This window comes from Treponema sp. J25 (genome assembly GCF_004343725.1).
Taxonomy (GTDB): Bacteria; Spirochaetota; Spirochaetia; order Treponematales; family Breznakiellaceae; genus J25.
In genome coordinates, this window is record NZ_PTQW01000033.1 from 46,741 (window position 1) to 63,077 (window position 16,337).

Sequence of the window (16,337 nt, forward strand, 5' to 3'; positions counted from 1 at the left end):
TTTATACACAAATGAACTTACGTCAAGGCTTTTTGTTGTTTCTGTGACATAAACATGCTAAAATTAAGAAAGGAGTTAACCTAGATGCTCATAAAAGAACGAAGTTTTTTTCAAAAGCTTGCAGGATTGGTGGTGGGAAGCTACTGCTGGATTACCATCGTTGTAGGGACCCCAGCTCTACCTGCGGCGGATCTCACCGTTCCCCTCTTTGAGATAGCAAGTTTTGGAACTATTACGGACAATACCTTAAAGGTAAGTTCCCTGGCACGGACGACGCTGGCACTGCAGGGGGGCTATAAATACGGAGCAACCCTGCGACTGGCCCTGGCTTCCCGGGATCTCAGCAAAAGCCTGGGATATGGGACACTTACTCTTTCTCCTGTTTCAGCGGCCCCCACCGCTGATGATTATAACAAACTGGTAGATAGACTTAACAATCAGGCATATCTGGGTTTTGAGCTTGCCAAGGTCCGGGCATCCCGGATTTTTAACCTGCCCCTCGAATTTTCCTATTTTATAGGGTATGGGGATATTCTCTGTTCGGGGGATGATTTTTCTTTTTATTTTGGAAGTCCCCCTATTGGAAGCGGTTTCCGGGGTCTTTCCTACTTTCCCCAGGGAATCAATGGGGACATGCTTAATCAGTACGAGGGGATCCATCAAATTATTGGAACGGGATTACAACTTACCGGCATGGGAAGTACCAGTATCGTACCAATGTTCTACCTATACCAGGATGGGGCCATGCTGGACTCCACGACGGGCTTACCCCAGGAAGGGATCTATTCGGCGGATCTTCGCCTTTTAGTAAACACGCCCCTCGTCAAATTTGAATTTTTCGCCGGTGCCACCTATCCTTACGAGTCCTGGGGCCTGTATCGGGGTGGGATTCTTGCCTATTTTTCCACCGGCAGTGGGGCGGATTTTCTCGCCCAAATCGGAATTCCTGCGTGGAAGGGAGGCGAAGCCTTCAGTATTGATAACCTGTATGTTCTTTTTGAACCCCGGATGCACTTTGGCCCTGTGGGATTCGCCACCACCGTGTTTTATCACCCCATCTGGTACCGTCAACGGCAGTATCCCTCAGAACGGGGCAGTACCGATATCAACATTCAACTTTATTTCAGAAATGAAGATGCTCTTCTGGGGGGGTATAGAAAACACCCTCTATTTCCGATCATCTCCTACAGAGGATACTCTTTCTTGGAGAATTGCTCCCTTCTTACGGGTAACCACCGATGGTTTACGATGGGATTGGAAGGTACGGATTAACCCCCTGGCGTATCAAAACATTCCTTCCATGTTTGAAGTATATCTTAGTGTACGGACGGCATACTAACATGAAACGAACTATTTTGTCCCTGTGCTTAGTGGTAACCTCTTCCTTCATGATGGTACAATCGCTGGATCTCACGATTAGTGGAGGATACGGGAACTTCCTGTTTGATTCCTCCCGTATCACTAGTCTTCAAAGTGAGAATAAGGCCTTTTCCGAGCAGTCCTTCATTTTGGCAAGCCTGGGGGCCCAGGAAACGGTGGCGGAAACTACCAAAATAACGATCCTCTACGAACGGGATCCGATTCTCCGGAACATCCTGTATACCAGCCTTTTTTATGACTTAGGTTTTGCTACCGTTCAGGTGGGTCCCTATTTTGGTCTTTTTAACACGGCCAACCTTCAGATTACCCCGGGACTTTCCATGGCTCTTCAAATAGGTATTCCTGGTCTCGTGTTTGGAACCTTCCGGAGTGACACAACCCTCGGAACAGGGCTCCAGGTCCCTGGCGATTATGTCCAGCAGAAAAGCGAACTGGGTCTTTGGATCTGGGGCACTCAAATTCTTACCAAATTTATCATCCAGAGCCGCAGTTTTTCAGAACAAAAAACTGCGTCCCTTATCATAAAAGACGAACAAACCCGCTACATCCTTGTGGCAGACATATTCAAGAAGAATGTTCCGTATCAGGTAACCACTACCATTGGATACCTGACCATGAGTCGATCCTACATTACTACTGCGACCACAGACACCGATACGATTGGGGCTATCATCCTCGGCCTGGATGGTTCGGCAAAAATCAACAGTCAGCTTCGCCTTCTTGGGGCCTTTGAAATGCCCCTCTATTGCTGGGGGATAGGAGGACTCAAGAGCCCAGCGGATACCACCTTTTTCTATCAAGTCACCGCGGGTTGTGTGATAAGTTTCGACCCATTCTATAAACCGTAGCGCTTTAATTTTACCGGGGCCCCCAAAAGGGGGCCCCAAAAATGGAGCCCTGGTAGCCAACAAAAAGGCCAGCAAAAAGGGGCTCCCCTGCGCCGAAAGGGGACTCCGGGGTACACAAAAGGGGGGCTTCTTTTAATTAAAGGAACCCCGCTTGCCCCAGGGGAAAGTATCTCTGAAGGGGGCCTTTCAAAAGAAACATCTCCCTCAGGACTGCCAAAAAGAAGAAATCCTTGTGTTAAAAGACCACTTCTCCCTGGGGTGCTAAAAAGATAGGGCTCCTTTCATGAAAGAAACCCCGCTTTCCGCAGGGGAAAACCTTACCGGAAACGGCGAAGCCGGCGGCAGGCCTCCTCCACATCTTCCCGATGACCAAAAGCAGAAAAACGAATAAAACTTTGGCCGGCAGGTCCAAAGCCTGATCCGGGAGTACAGATTACCCAGCACTGTTCCATGATCTGGGAAAACACATCCCAGCTATCCCGGCCGGGGAAGTGGGCCCAGATATAGGGGGAATTGTCCCCTCCAACGCAGGATATCCCCATCTCCGTAAGGGTAGCTCGGATGAGACGGGCGTTTTCAAGGTAGAAATCGGTAAGGCGCCGCATTTCCGTAAGCCCCTTGGGGCTGAGGGCAGCATAGCCCCCCTGCTGGGCAATGTTGGAAGCCCCATTAAACAGGGTGGTACAGATCCGGTTCCAATCGGCGTTGACGCTTGTGCCGTCCTCATAGCGCAGGGTTTTGGGGACGATAGACCAGCCAAGGCGGACCCCCGTAAAGCCAATGGGTTTAGAAAAGGAGTTTACTTCGATGGCGCATTCCTTCGCCCCAGGGATCTGATAGATAGATTTGGGTAAAACCGGATCCCGAATAAATTCCGCGTAGGCCGCATCAAAAATGATAAGGGATCGCTTCTTTCGAACCTCTTCTACTAAAGCTTCTAGCTGGGCCCGGCTAGCCACTGCACCGGTGGGATTGTTAGGAGAGCAGAAGTACACAAGGCCCTTCGAGGGGATACGGGAAAGTTCGGGGAAATAGCCGTTCTCTGCCGTACAGGGAAGGTAGGTGATTCCCTCATAGCCTGTACCATTCCAGGGCCCCGCGGCCCCGATAATTACCGAACCATCCACATACACCGGATAGGAGGGATCCTGCACCGCCACAGGAAGATGGTAACCGAACAGCACCTGGAGGCGCCCAATATCACACTTTGCCCCATCGGAGACAAAAACTTCATCGGGGGCGATAGGGTCAATACCGGGCAACTGGTTATACAGCACCTGGGCAATCCGCTCCCGGAGGGCCATCATTCCCTGCTCTTCCCCATAGCCGGTATATCCTTCCCGGGTACCCAGGCGCCGGGCCGCATCTGTTAGGGCCAGGTCAATGTGGGGAGTGATAGGTTCCGTGGTATTCCCAATGCCAAGGCTGATAAGCTGGGCCTCGGGATGGGAACGGAGGAATTCCCGCCTCCGCCGGGCGATTTCGGGGAAAAGGTAGCCCGCCGTCAGGTGGGCCATGTGGGGGTTTCGTGGTACCATAGTTGTTCTCTCACCTTTTGTAAGCAGGGTGCTTTGAAGACAGCCCTGCCATATCTTCCTTACAGGATCTTCTCATTAAATCGGGCAAGGGCGTTAAAATCAAGGGTGGCAAAGTAATCTTCTACCGTTTCGGCACGACGGATCACCACTACCGAACCATCGGGCCGCAGGAGTAACTCGCCACAGCGGAGCTTGCCGTTGTAGTTAAAGCCCATGGCCCGACCATGAGCACCCGCATCGTGGATAACCAGGAGATCCCCCGGTTCGATAGGAGGCAGGGGGCGTTGGACCGCAAATTTATCGTTATTCTCGCAGAGGCTCCCTACCACATCATAGACCTTTGAGGGGGGAACCTGCTCTTTTCCGAGCACCGTAATATGATGGTAGGCCCCGTACATCCCGGGTCGCATGAGATCCGCCATGGATGCATCGACTCCAATATATTCCCGGTAGATGTGCTTTTCGTGGATGGCCCGGGTCACAAGCCACCCGTAGGGCCCCGTCACCGCCCGCCCCCACTCAAGATGAATCCCCAGGGGATGAAGTCCCGCCGGTTTAATGATAGCATCGTACATCCGCTGAATCCCTTCGGCGAGCTCTTCGTAATCCACGGGGTTTTGTTCTGGTCGGTAGGGGATTCCCACCCCACCTCCAAGGTTCACAAACTCAAGGGAAATGCCGGTTTTTTCTTTTATCTCCACGGCGAGTTCAAAAAGAATGCGGGCGGTTTCCACATGGTAGGCCACCTGTAGTTCATTGGATGCCACCATGGTATGGAGGGCGAATCGGCGGGCCCCCTTTTGTTTGAGGATCCGAAAGCCTTCGATAATTTGTTCCCGGGTGAATCCATACTTGGCCTCCTCGGGCTTCCCGATGATGGCATTTCCCTCTTTAAGCGGGCCCGGATTATACCTACAGGAAATCAACTCAGGTATTCCTGCCGCCTGCTCCAGAAAGGCAATATGGGTAAAGTCATCCAGGTTGATTATAGCTCCTAGTTCTCGGGCAAGCACATATTCCCGGGCGGGGGTCTCGTTGGAGGTGAACATGATGTCCTCCCCCAGGATACCCGCTTCCCGGGCCAGTAACAGTTCCGGCAAACTGGAACAGTCGGCCCCAAAGCCCTCATCCTTAAGGATTTTTAGAATAAAGGGATTCGGCAAGGCCTTTACCGCAAAGTGTTCCTTGAAGGCGGGAAAGCGAGCAAAGGCCGCCGTTATACGTCGGGCGTTTTCCCGGATGGCCCGTTCATCATAGAGATAAAAGGGGGTGGGAAAGGCCCGCGAAAGGTCCTCCACCTGCTCCTTTGAAAGGGGGAATTTTTTTCCACTCATACGAGTTCCTTTATGAGTTCCGTTGTAAAAGGCATCAGAGATAGCCCTTTACTTTAAGGAGTTCCGCATTAAGGATTCCCCCGCCCGCAGCACCCCGGACGGTGTTATGGGAAAGCCCCACAAAGCGAATGTCAAACAGATTACAGGGCCGCAGGCGCCCCACCGTTACCGCCATGGCCTTATCGGCATCCCGATCCTTCCGAGGCTGGGGTCGATCCGCTTCTTCCCGGACGATGATAGGTTGTTCCGGCGCAAAGGGAAGCTGGGCCTCCTGCGGAAAGGCCCGGAACCGCTGCCAGATTTGCTTAATCTCATCCAGGGAAGGTTTCTTTGCCCCAAATTCGAGGCTGACACAGGCGGTATGCCCGTCGATTACGGGGACCCGGTTACAGTGGGCCGAAATACCAGGGGAGTCACTGGGAACGATTTTGCTTCCTTCAATGTGGCCAAGAATTTTACGGGGTTCCTGCTCCGACTTTTCTTCCTCTCCACCGATGTAGGGAACCACATTATCGATGATATCGAGGCTCGCAACCCCCGGATAGCCCGCCCCTGACACGGCCTGCAGGGTGGTAATAAAGAGACGCCGGACCTCATAGCCGGCCTGCATCAGAGCCCAGAGAGGGGTCATGTAGCTTTGAATAGAGCAGTTAGGCTTTACGGCGATAAATCCTTTTGACCAGCCCCGATTCTTTTGCTGCAGGGGAATAATATCCGCATGGTCCGGATTTACCTCCGCAATAAGCATGGGCACATCTTCGGTCCAGCGATGGGCCGAAGCATTGGAAACCACGGGAATCCCCGCCGCCGCATAGGCCTCTTCCAGGGCCTTAATTTCGTCCTTTGCCATCTCGAGGGCAGAGAACACGAAGGCGCACTCTCCCCTTTTCTGGGCCGCCACCGCCGCATCCACATCGTTGGCATCCGCCACCACCAGGGAGCCCACACCGGGAGCATAGCCCCGGGAAAGATGCCAGCGCCCCCGGACCGCTTCTTCATAGGGTTTTCCCGCGCTCCGGGGAGAAGCGGCTACATACCGAACCTCGAACCAGGGATGTTGATTTAACAGGGCGATATACTGCTGGCCTACCATACCGGTGGCACCGAGTACACCTACAGGTATCTTGTGCATTTCCAACTCCTATATATCCACATGGGCAGCCCGAAGGGCGGCCTTCAATTTTTCTACGTTATTTTTTTCTAACTCACAGAGGGGAAGCCGCAATGGGCCTGCCGGAAGACCGAGCCAGCCCATGGCAGTTTTAATAGGAATGGGGTTCGTCTCTATAAAGGCCCCCTTAAAGAGAGGAAGCAGTTCATAGTGCAACCGACGGGCTTCTTCAAACTTTCCCTCCCGGCAGGCCCGGCAGAGCTCTACAATCCGCCGGGGGACCAGGTTAGACACCACCGAAATGACCCCATCGCCCCCCAGCGCCGCTAAAGGCAGGGTAAAGGCATCGTCTCCCGAAAGGACCGCGAAGTACTTTCCATCTTTCCGGCGAGCGGAAACCACCGTGGAAATGATGTCCCCCATCTGGGCAATATCCCCTGAGGCTTCCTTCACCGCCACCACCGACGGAATTTGAGAAAGCCGATCCATGGTGGTCACATCTATGTTTTTCGCGGTTCTCCCCGCAATGTTATACACCACGATGGGCAGGTCGGTGGCCTCCGCAATGGCGGCAAAATGACGATATATACCCTCATTGGTCGGCTTGTTGTAGTAGGGGGTTACAACCAGGATCGCGTCAGCCCCGAGTTCCTGGGCCCGGCGGGCGTTGTGAATCGTGTGGGCCGTACTGTTAGAGCCCACCCCGACGATGACCGGCACCTTTCCCCCGGCCTCTTCCATCGCAATTTCAATGAGCCGATCCTGCTCGTCCCGTTCCAGGGTAGGGGTTTCGCCGGTGGTTCCCAGGGGAACCAGTCCATTAATCTCCGCTTCCAGCTGTAGGCGAATGAGCTTCCGGAACCCCTCGTAATCTACCGAACCATCGGCCTGCATGGGGGTAATGAGGGCCGTAAAGGCCCCCCGCAATTGCATACCATCCTGCACCATCCCCATTTTACAACACCTCCTTTAGTACATCATCCATGGTAAAGATGCCCAGGCGAGGCTTTCCCGCCTCTTTGCCGGCCCCAGGACACTGCAGGAGCCATTCGGCAGCCCGGACCGCACCGCGGGCAAAGCCCTCCCGACTCCGGGCCTGATGGGTAATTTCAATCGTATCGGCGGTAGAATCAAAAAAGACCGAATGGGTCCCCGGCACAGCCCCATAGCGGAGGGAAGCAAAATGGAGTTCCCCCGGTTGGGGCGGTCGATCCGGCAGGTAGTCCCAGTGCACCGTGGTCTTCCGTTTCATTACCGAAAGGATCCGTTCGGCCAGGGTCTTCGCCGTCCCCGAAGGACTGTCGGCCTTTTTATTATGATGGACCTCCAGGGCCCCCACATCGTACTCATCAAAATGATCGAAAAGCTCCGCCGCATGACTTACAATTTTATAAAAGAGATTCACCCCCAGGGAAAAATTGCTCGACCAGAGGAGACTGGCCGACTCAAATTCCACCAGGCGCTGCACCTCTTCAAGCTTATCAAACCAGCCAGTGGTCCCCACTACAAGGGGCACCTTGCGGGCCACCATGGCCTTAATGTTTTCTACCACCGTTTCTGGCCGGGTAAATTCAATCATCACATCCACGAGTTTAAGCACGCTTTCTGCCTCTGCAATCGAATTACAGAGCACCGGATACCCCGCAGCCGGATTAGGAACCACCGGCACCGCCGGATCGATAATCAGCAAGACCTGGTGGCCCCGTTCCCGGGCCGCGGCTTCTACCATGCGGCCCATTTTCCCATAGCCCAGTAAGCCAATGCGCATCACACACCTCCCTTAAAGAATTCCCGGTGCAGGGCCTGAATAATCCGGGGGGCCTCCTCATTATCCACAATAAAGCTTATGTTTACCTTGCTTGCCCCCTGGGAGACCATCTGTACCTGAACCCCCTCCTGGTTACATACCCCAAAGGCCTTTTCAAGAATGGCCGAAGAACGTCGGACATCGCCTATGAGGGTCACGATAGCCTTATTTTTTTTGATATCCACACTGGCTATTTTTTCGAGATCCCGCTTAAGATGGGCTAAATCGTGGGGTGCGTCAAGGGTTAAGGAGATAGAAACCTCACTAGTGGCCACCATATCCACCGAAAGCCGATGATCCGCAAAGCACTGGAACACCCCTGCTAAAAAGCCATACTGGCCGAGCATACGACTCGACACGATATCGACGAGGGTTACATTTTTCTTGGTGGTAATCGCCCGCACAAGGCTCCCCCTTTTCTCTAACTTTGAAACAATGAGGGTTCCCGTTGCAGAAGGATTATAGGAGTTTTTTACCCGCACGGGAATACCTACGGCGCTACAGGGCTGCATCGATCGGGGGTGTAGAACCTGGGCGCCAAAATAGGCAAGCTCCGCCGCCTCTTCATAGGTCACCGCTTCTACCGGTACCGCATCGGGGACGAGCCGGGGATCGGCGGTAAGGATGCCATCCACATCTTTCCAGACCTGGACCTCCTCGGCCTTACATGCGGCCCCGATGATGGTAGCGGTAAGGTCCGAACCACCCCGCCCCAGGGTGGTAATAGCCCCCTGGGGATCCTTCGCGATAAATCCTGTCACCACCGGCACTACCCCCTGGGAAACGAGGGAACCGATCCGTTCTTGAATCACCGGCCAACAATCTTTCCGCACCTCTGCGGAAGTATAATTAGAATCGGAGACAAATCCCACATCCCAGGCATCAAAGGCCCGGGCATCAAAGCCTAAAGAACGAAAATAGGCAGCGCCGATCCGCACCGAAAGGCGTTCCCCAAAGGACACAAGGTAATCCTTGGTGCGGGGGCTTATTTCTTTGATAAGGGAAATCCCCACAAGAAGGGTTTCTAAATCTTTAAGGAGCCCCTGGATTTCCTGGTTTAACGAAGAAGGAAGACCTAAGTCGGTCATGGTTTTTATGTGGAGGTCTTTTATGCTATCGAAAGCAACCGTACCCTCGAGGGCTTTTTCTGCCGCTTCTAACAGGTAATCAGTAGTGTCTCCCATAGCGGAAAGCACTACTACCGGCTTACGGGGGAGCGCATCTTGAACAATCCGGCCCACATGACGGATCCGGTCGGCATTAGCCACAGAACTCCCGCCAAACTTCATGACAATCATACTTCCAAGACCTCCATCATAAAAGTGTGCCCATAGTACCAATATTTGTATTTTTATGCAATACTTCGTCCGTTTTTGTATAATCTCTGCATATTCTTTTGACCGAGAGCCCCCTACTCTTTTCTCCCTGCTTTGTGGTAGAGTACTACACCATGGCAGAAATTCCCGTTAAATCTCTGGTGGTATACAAAAACAAACCAGCCCTCGTCATAGAAGGGGGAGAACGACTCCGCATACGGCTTCCTAATCAGGAAGAAGTACGGGTCCGAGAAAAGGATATCATTTTTCTCTACCCTGGACCTGTGGGAACCCTTTCGGAGTTGGAAAAGGTACCTTCCCTTATCACAGGCCTGGAAGAAGCATGGGAACTGCTCCAGAATGAGACCGTAAGCCTTTCGGAACTAGCAGAACTATTGTATGGTAAGGTATCAGCCGCAACGGTATGGGCCAGTTATCTTCAGGTACAGGAACATCTGTACTTTGAAGGGGAACCCACGGCGATCACCCCCCGAAGCAAAGAAGCCATAGACCAGGAAATTACCAAACGGAAAGAGCGGGAACAGGAAGAACAGGAACGGGCCGCTTTTCTTGCTCGTCTTACCCAGGGAACACTCAAACTTCCCGAAGATGGACGGTTCATCCAGGATGTGGTGGCCCTTGCCCTCGGAAAAACCGATAAGAGTAAAACCCTGCGAGACCTGGGGAAAAAAGAAGATCCCATCGTGGCCCATAAACTTCTACTTACCTCGGGCTACTGGGACGAATTTGAAAACCCCTATCCAAGCCGTTCAGGGTGTTCTTTGAGTGAACCCCGTTCTATGCCAGAGCCGCCCCCTTCCTCGGAGGTCCGCAAAGACCTTACCCACCTTCCTGCCTTTGCCATTGACAATGCATGGAGCCATGATCCGGATGATGCGGTGTTCATGGACGGCAGGATCCTGTATGTCCATATCGCCGACCCCGCATGCACCATCGCCCCCGACAGCGCATGCGACCAGGAAGCCCGAGAACGGGGCACAACCCTCTACCTTCCCGAAGGGACCATTCCCATGCTCCATCCCCGGGCAGTTCAGTACTATGGACTGGGGCTACAACCTATCTCTCCCGCCTTAACGATTCAGATAACCCTTTCAGAGAGCGGAGAAATCGAAGATACCCAACTGTATCCGAGCCTCGTTCGGGTCGAACGGCTTACCTATGAACAGGCCGATATGCGTTCGCAAAGTCCCGAGCTTATGCCCCTTTTTGATTTTGCACAAAAAAACATCCAGCGCCGGGAAGCCTCGGGGGCGGTGACCATCGAGTTTCCGGAAATACACCTTACGGTTCGGGACCGGCAGATCCAGTTTGAGCCGATACCGCCAACCCAGGCGGCCCTGATGGTTCGCGAATGTATGCTTATAGCCGGGGAAGCGGTGGCCCGCTGGGCCCTTCGCAATCAAATTCCCTTTCCCTTTATTGCCCAGGAAATAGGAGACCGGCCTGCTGAAATTTCTCCCGGTTTGGCGGGTTTTTACCAGCTCAGGCGGTGCATGCGGCCTCGCCGGCTTTCCACCCAACCAGGGACCCATGAGGGACTTGGCCTTTCCCTGTACACCCAGGTAACCAGTCCCCTCAGACGATACACGGATCTCGTGGGCCATCAGCAGATCCGACGGGTCCTTCGGGGAGAGGAGCCCTTGTCAGGGGAGGAAATTCTTAAGCGGATTGCCGCCGGCGAGGCCGCAGCCCTGGCGGCTACCCAGGCAGAACGGGCAAGTCGCCTGCACTGGACCCTGGTGTACCTTAAAGACAAAATCGACAGTTCCTGGGAAGGCACTATTCTAGATATCCAGAAGAATCGGGCGGTGGTGCTTATTCCTTCCCTCGCCATGGAAACCCAGGTAAGCCTTAAAACAAGGCGGGACTTGAATGAAAAAATTACGCTCCTCTTAAAAAAAGTACAGATTCCCGAGGCGGAGGCCCTTTTTGTAGAACCGTGAAATGGGGGAATTGTCTTTTTCACTTTATAGGCGGTTATTTTCCCCAGTGAAAAGAAAAACAGGGCCCGTAACGGTTTTAGGTTTCTGGAGGCTGTGTTTTTTTCTCCGCCGCTGCGGCCCCAGAAGCTGCATCTTCCTTCTCGGAGTCGGTAAAAAACAGGATCGGCCCTTCCTGAGGCCGAGAACTTAAGTTTTTCCGATACGAGAGTTCTTGATCTTGTATCATGGCAACCGAAGGACCTTTGATTCGCTTTAAAAGGACCTTCCCGGTTTTTACAAAAAAGAAAATTTTTCTTGCCAGGGACCCTCCTACATCAAACGAAACAAGGGGAATTCGTTCTGTTTCAAGGTACTCAAACACAAAATCAATATTTGTGTCCGCAATGTTTTTTCGACCCTCATCATTCCGATGAATAACAGAGGCCCCTCCAAAAACCTTAGCCTGAATCTTTTTCCGATTCGCGCCCCGCTTTAACAGTTCATTGATAAGGACTTCCATCGCGTACATCCCATAGCGGGCACTTTCCTCAAGGAAGTCCTGGGGGTTTACTCTTCCTCCCTGCATCGGATGGGGCCGAAAGGCGCCAGGAAGCATAAAATGGTTCATGCCTCCCAGTCCCAGGGTTATATCATAAAGGACTACGGCGATACAGGACCCTAAAACAGTAGAAATAATAATATCCTCTTCTGAAACCAGGTATTCCCCCGGATTAATAACCACCACCGGCTGACGAAAGGCATGAAGTTGATGGGTATACATGTATCGTCCTAGCCTCCCCCCACAAACTTTTTTCTGATCTTTTTGAACAAACTATCTATGATCCGTCAATGGATCTACCACACCATTTTTAATTTTATTATGTGGTCACAGAACAAATAATACACTTTTTGACATATCAATTTTTATTCATTCAAAAAAGGTAATCGACCCTTCTTCCACACTCACCGTATCTTCTTCGTTCAGTAGGGCAGTCTCCGTTCCGACAAGTTCATGGGCCACCTGTTTATGGGCAAAAATAGTAAACCTTTCTATTATTTCCCGAAGTCGCTGAGAATGGAGTTCCTGCATTTCCTCTGCCTCTGATTCCTTCGTCAAACGGGAGTGTTTCGATTCTTCTATAAGTGAAGTAAGGTAGTGTTTTAAGTTCTGCACATTTTTTTCTAGCAATGAGAGATTTTCGAAATCCTTTTTTTGATTTTGAACTATCGCAAGGAATTCAGAAGAAAACAGCGAGAAATGTCGAACCCCTTCCATAAGATTATCAGAGAAACTTTCAAGCTCATGGTATAAATTCTCTAATTGTGCCTTGGCACTCCACAAGAGTTTCGATTCCTCTTCAAAATTCTGAAAAAAGACCGTTATTTCCTGGTTAGTCGTTTGAGTAAAGGCATGTATGCTTTCGTGGGCATCAAAAAGATCGCGACCTATTGTTTCTATAAGCTCACTCATAGACATAATAGTATTTTTTATAGAACGCAAAACAGGATATTTTGCGATTTCAATCCGGGCCGCCATATCAACAGTCTTAAGACGTTGCACGAGCCGATCCTGTTTTTTAAAATAGGTTAACAGGGTAGAAAGACGAAACGTTATTTGCCCCCCCATAGAAACCAGTTGTTGTCGTTCACGAATAAATTGTTCTAACTGGGTACCTAATTTTTCAATAAGGATATAAATCTCTTTTAAGTTTCTTATTACTCCTCCTTGTTCTCCCTGGCTTAGATCCTGCCGTACAATTTCAGAACGAATCTTTTCCCCTATTTGTAAAATTCCTTCTATTGATTCTCTGCTTCTCCTGAATACTTCAACACAGCGAGAAATACGATGTTCTACATCCTCTACAATCGAAAGAGCAATAGAAAGACACTGTCCCTGAAAAACCTGGAGATCCGCCTCTTCAAATTCATTCGTCTGGGAGATCTGAATATATTCCTGCATTAAGAGTAACACATGTTCTAGAGACTGACGAAGGATATCCTGTTCTTGCACCGTTTCCATGGTAGCAAGAACGGGTCCCCGGATTTTCTCGGCCTTTTCAATCAGGGTTTTCATCTTTTCGGAGATAGCAAGAATTGGTTCCCGGAGAGAAAAAAAAAGCCCTTCTATTTTTTGATCTAATCCCGAAAAGAGTTCTGCCTGGAAGCGATCCAGGTCTTGCAGTTTTTGATTATATACCGAAAGGTGCTGTAAAATGGTGGCCGATTCTTGCATAATGTGCCGGGTCGTTTCCAGGGTCTGATCGGTAATTCGGCGTAATTCATCGGTGATCACCGCAAAACCCTTGCCTGCCACACCAGATTTTATAGCACCAGTCAGGGCATTAATTGAAACCAGTTCCATTTCATCCGCATCATATTTGATGTTTTCTATTTTTTTCCCTAAATCCGTAAGTTGATTCACCGCCATCTGGAGTTGTTGATAGAGGGCTACACTTTTCGCATTTACCTTTTTAAAATCCTCTCCCGCGATGGTATAGATATTTTTAACTTTGTTAAAAAGGGTCTGTATTGCCTTTTCGAAGCTTTCTCCATTACAAATACGTTCCAGGGAATGCCGGACTGTGGCAAGACTGTTCTCCATTTCTTTAACAAAAATAGGAGCCCTTTCTCCTAAAGAAAGAAAGACCTGCTCTGAGTCCATCACTACCTGATGTATGTTTTCTGTGATACTTACGGCAAGCTGTTCGTGGTCCATAAAAAAGAGTATAATTCTTTAAAAGAAGATAATCAAACCGTTAATAGCGGGGAGCCTTCTCCGGATCGATAGCCACATTATTGCGATATACCATGAAGAATAATTGGGGTTTTTTACTTATAGAATCCACACCCAGTTTTCCGAGTTCCGTTCCAGGAATAACCCGTTCTCCCTCTGTAACCGAGAGGGATGCACAGCCCCCATACACGTACAGATACCCCTCGGGGGCCTGGACAATGGCAACCCGTCCAAAACCACGATAGGGGCCAGCCGAAACAACGATACCCGGGGAAAGACTTTTAACGCTTTCTGATATCTCACCGGTAAGTATTACCCCCTGGAGTTTTCCTGTCATGGTACTTATGGATTTGGCCTGGATAGGCCACCGAAGAACGGGATTATTTTGTTGAGAGCGCCCGAGAGTAGGATTTGCTCCTTTTCCCGAATCGGATGGGCCGGTAGAAGACGGATCTTCTTTTCCACCAGAAACGGAACCTCCTCCAGAGACAGACGTGGAATTTGAGCTTATTGGAGCGGATCCCTCCCCTTCAGGAGGAGCAGGCAAAAGAAGCACCATGCCTTCCCGGAGGATTGTCTGGGGGGACATATTATTCAGTCTTCGGATGGCATCTACGGTGGTATTATGACGTCGGGCAAGACTATAGAGGGTGTCCCCCCGTTCTACCCGATAGGAGATGGTTTTCTGTTTTTCTTCTCTGGTATTCCCTGAACCTGAAAGAGAAGAAACACCATTTCCAGAAGGAATTCGAAGTTTCTGACCTATCTTTATGGGGCTATTCAGAGAAATTCCATTGAATCGGGCGATTTCTTCGGGTTTTATTCCGTAGGTGCGCCCAATACTATAGAGGGTTTCCCCTTTTTGAACTACGTGAATCTGTTCCTGGGTAGTTCCCGCATATACGAGAACCATCCACACCAGGAGCACCAGAGAAATTCGCTTATTCATGCCTTTTCAGTATCGGAACAAATATGGTATTCCTGAATAAGGAAAGACAAGGGATATGGCCGGGATCTACCCTACCAATGGACCACCGGATTGGTAAAAACTAGGGGACCGACGCTATAAGAGGTTTTTCCAGGCCGATGTGGTCGGTCTGAGGGGAAGTACATCGACAACTTCCCGGTTGACTTTTTATAGGAGCATGCTATGGCTACCGAAGTAGAAGTGAAAGCATGGGTAAAAGACGTAGAAAAAACTCGAAAAAACATTGAAGGGTTTGCTTCATATCTTCGGAATTTTGAAAAAGAGGATAGCTATTGGCTTCCAGCAAATGTTGTGGAGGAAACATCGAGTACGACAGAAAGGCCACGACATCCCATGCTGGGGTCGGGTATTCGGATTCGCCGGGATGGTTCAGTCTGTTATGTGACCTTTAAGCAAAAAGAAGTACGCCAGGGAACCGAAGTAAACCAGGAAGTGGAATTTTCTGTCTCCGATCAACAGGCTTTTGAACGGCTTCTGGAAGCCCTGGGGTTTACCGTCTGGATTCGAAAACATAAACAGGGACAGGCCTGGCAGTGGGACCACATCACCATAGAATTATGTCAGATCAAAGGCTTGGGAACCTTTGTAGAGCTAGAAATTCTATTGGAAGACGAAAAAAATCTGCCCTCCCATCAAGATCATTCCATCCAGGAAGCCCAGGAAGCACTCTATAACTGTCTTGAAAAAATCGGTATCCCCCGGGACCAGATAGAAAATCGTTATTACACGGAGATGCTCCTAGAAAAGATAAAAAATTCCCAGAAGACATAAATCCCGCTTTGAAAAAGCCCGCTCCATCAAAGCCCCCTTACGGGCGGCCCTTTTTCATTGGAGACCAACAGAGACAAAAGCCTCTAAAGGAATCAAGAAGAAAAGGGGCCCCCTTTTCCTTCACGGCCCATCTTCTTTAAAAAAAGAGATAACCCTTCCACAAGCTTCTTAAGCTGTTCCTGTTCGGCCTCTGAAAAAGAGGAGAGGTACCGGGCAAGAAGAAGGCTTCGCCGTTCCTTTTCGGTTTCTACCATCGCTCTTCCCCGGGGGGTAATGCGATACCGCACCTCCCGACGGTCATTGGGGCTTCGTTCTCGTTCAACAAGGCCCTCTTTCTCGAGGCCCCCCAGCATGATACAGAGGGCCGAGGAAGAAACATGGAGCATCTCGCTCAGGGCTGTTAAGCCCGCCTCATCCAGCCGAGAAAGGTGCAGTAAACACTGAAACCGTTCAGGAGAAAGGAGTTCTTCCCCGGTGGTCATACATTCCCGAAAGAATTTTTTAAACTCCACAAAAAGGGCGATTACCTCCTGAGCAAGCCGGAGCACCTTCTCATCCATAGGAAGC

At 50.7% G+C, this 16,337-nt stretch carries 14 protein-coding genes; 4 read left to right on the forward strand and 10 right to left on the reverse strand.

Annotated elements, in window-relative coordinates; translation table 11 throughout:
• The first annotated feature begins 84 nt into the window (after positions 1-84).
• Both C5O22_RS10355 and C5O22_RS10360 read left to right on the forward strand, forming a co-directional pair.
• On the forward strand, positions 85-1,272 hold the full coding sequence (locus C5O22_RS10355) for a hypothetical protein (protein ID WP_132781553.1): 1,188 nt from the start codon (positions 85-87) through the stop codon (positions 1,270-1,272).
• Between the two features lie 68 nt (positions 1,273-1,340).
• Positions 1,341-2,228 carry a hypothetical protein gene (locus C5O22_RS10360; RefSeq protein WP_132781555.1) on the forward strand — a complete coding sequence of 296 codons (888 nt, stop codon included), beginning with the start codon at positions 1,341-1,343 and terminating at the stop codon, positions 2,226-2,228.
• Positions 2,229-2,545: 317 nt separating this feature from the next.
• Here the strand turns inward: C5O22_RS10360 and C5O22_RS10365 are convergent, their stop codons facing one another.
• The 6 genes from C5O22_RS10365 to C5O22_RS10390 are packed head-to-tail and all read right to left on the reverse strand — an operon-like array spanning position 2,546 to position 9,316.
• Complete coding sequence (locus tag C5O22_RS10365; RefSeq protein WP_132781556.1) at positions 2,546-3,766, reverse strand: LL-diaminopimelate aminotransferase; 1,221 nt, start codon at positions 3,764-3,766, stop codon at positions 2,546-2,548.
• Positions 3,767-3,825: 59 nt separating this feature from the next.
• Positions 3,826-5,100, reverse strand: coding sequence for a diaminopimelate decarboxylase (locus tag C5O22_RS10370; protein ID WP_132781558.1), 1,275 nt, complete (start codon positions 5,098-5,100; stop codon positions 3,826-3,828).
• A 34-nt stretch (positions 5,101-5,134) separates the two neighbouring features.
• Positions 5,135-6,232 carry an aspartate-semialdehyde dehydrogenase gene (gene asd, locus C5O22_RS10375; protein WP_132781559.1) on the reverse strand — a complete coding sequence of 366 codons (1,098 nt, stop codon included), beginning with the start codon at positions 6,230-6,232 and terminating at the stop codon, positions 5,135-5,137.
• 9 nt (positions 6,233-6,241) lie between these two features.
• On the reverse strand, positions 6,242-7,165 hold the full coding sequence (gene dapA / locus C5O22_RS10380) for a 4-hydroxy-tetrahydrodipicolinate synthase (protein WP_243692925.1): 924 nt from the start codon (positions 7,163-7,165) through the stop codon (positions 6,242-6,244).
• Between the two features lies 1 nt (position 7,166).
• A complete protein-coding gene (gene dapB / locus C5O22_RS10385) occupies positions 7,167-7,979 on the reverse strand; it encodes a 4-hydroxy-tetrahydrodipicolinate reductase (RefSeq protein ID WP_132781561.1) in 813 nt (270 codons plus the stop codon).
• Positions 7,979-9,316 carry an aspartate kinase gene (locus C5O22_RS10390; RefSeq protein ID WP_132781563.1) on the reverse strand — a complete coding sequence of 446 codons (1,338 nt, stop codon included), beginning with the start codon at positions 9,314-9,316 and terminating at the stop codon, positions 7,979-7,981. Before C5O22_RS10390 ends, dapB begins: the two co-directional genes overlap by 1 nt.
• Before the next feature lie 152 nt (positions 9,317-9,468).
• On the opposite strand from C5O22_RS10390, the gene C5O22_RS10395 reads away from it, so the two are divergent.
• Positions 9,469-11,298, forward strand: a complete 1,830-nt coding sequence (locus C5O22_RS10395) for a ribonuclease catalytic domain-containing protein (RefSeq protein WP_132781565.1) — start codon at positions 9,469-9,471, stop codon at positions 11,296-11,298.
• A 76-nt stretch (positions 11,299-11,374) separates the two neighbouring features.
• Here the strand turns inward: C5O22_RS10395 and C5O22_RS10400 are convergent, their stop codons facing one another.
• The 3 genes from C5O22_RS10400 to C5O22_RS10410 form a co-directional block, all read right to left on the reverse strand.
• Entirely contained in the window at positions 11,375-12,058 is a 684-nt protein-coding gene (locus C5O22_RS10400; protein ID WP_132781567.1) for a hypothetical protein, read from the reverse strand.
• Between the two features lie 147 nt (positions 12,059-12,205).
• Complete coding sequence (locus tag C5O22_RS10405; protein WP_132781569.1) at positions 12,206-13,993, reverse strand: methyl-accepting chemotaxis domain-containing protein; 1,788 nt, start codon at positions 13,991-13,993, stop codon at positions 12,206-12,208.
• A gap of 40 nt (positions 13,994-14,033) precedes the next feature.
• Positions 14,034-14,960 carry a M23 family metallopeptidase gene (locus C5O22_RS10410; RefSeq protein ID WP_132781571.1) on the reverse strand — a complete coding sequence of 309 codons (927 nt, stop codon included), beginning with the start codon at positions 14,958-14,960 and terminating at the stop codon, positions 14,034-14,036.
• A 201-nt stretch (positions 14,961-15,161) separates the two neighbouring features.
• On the opposite strand from C5O22_RS10410, the gene cyaB reads away from it, so the two are divergent.
• Positions 15,162-15,770: a class IV adenylate cyclase gene (gene cyaB, locus C5O22_RS10415; protein ID WP_132781573.1), complete on the forward strand. Its 609-nt coding sequence runs from the start codon at positions 15,162-15,164 to the stop codon at positions 15,768-15,770.
• A 92-nt stretch (positions 15,771-15,862) separates the two neighbouring features.
• Here the strand turns inward: cyaB and C5O22_RS10420 are convergent, their stop codons facing one another.
• Positions 15,863-16,330: a MarR family winged helix-turn-helix transcriptional regulator gene (locus C5O22_RS10420; protein ID WP_132781575.1), complete on the reverse strand. Its 468-nt coding sequence runs from the start codon at positions 16,328-16,330 to the stop codon at positions 15,863-15,865.
• Positions 16,331-16,337: the final 7 nt, after the last annotated feature.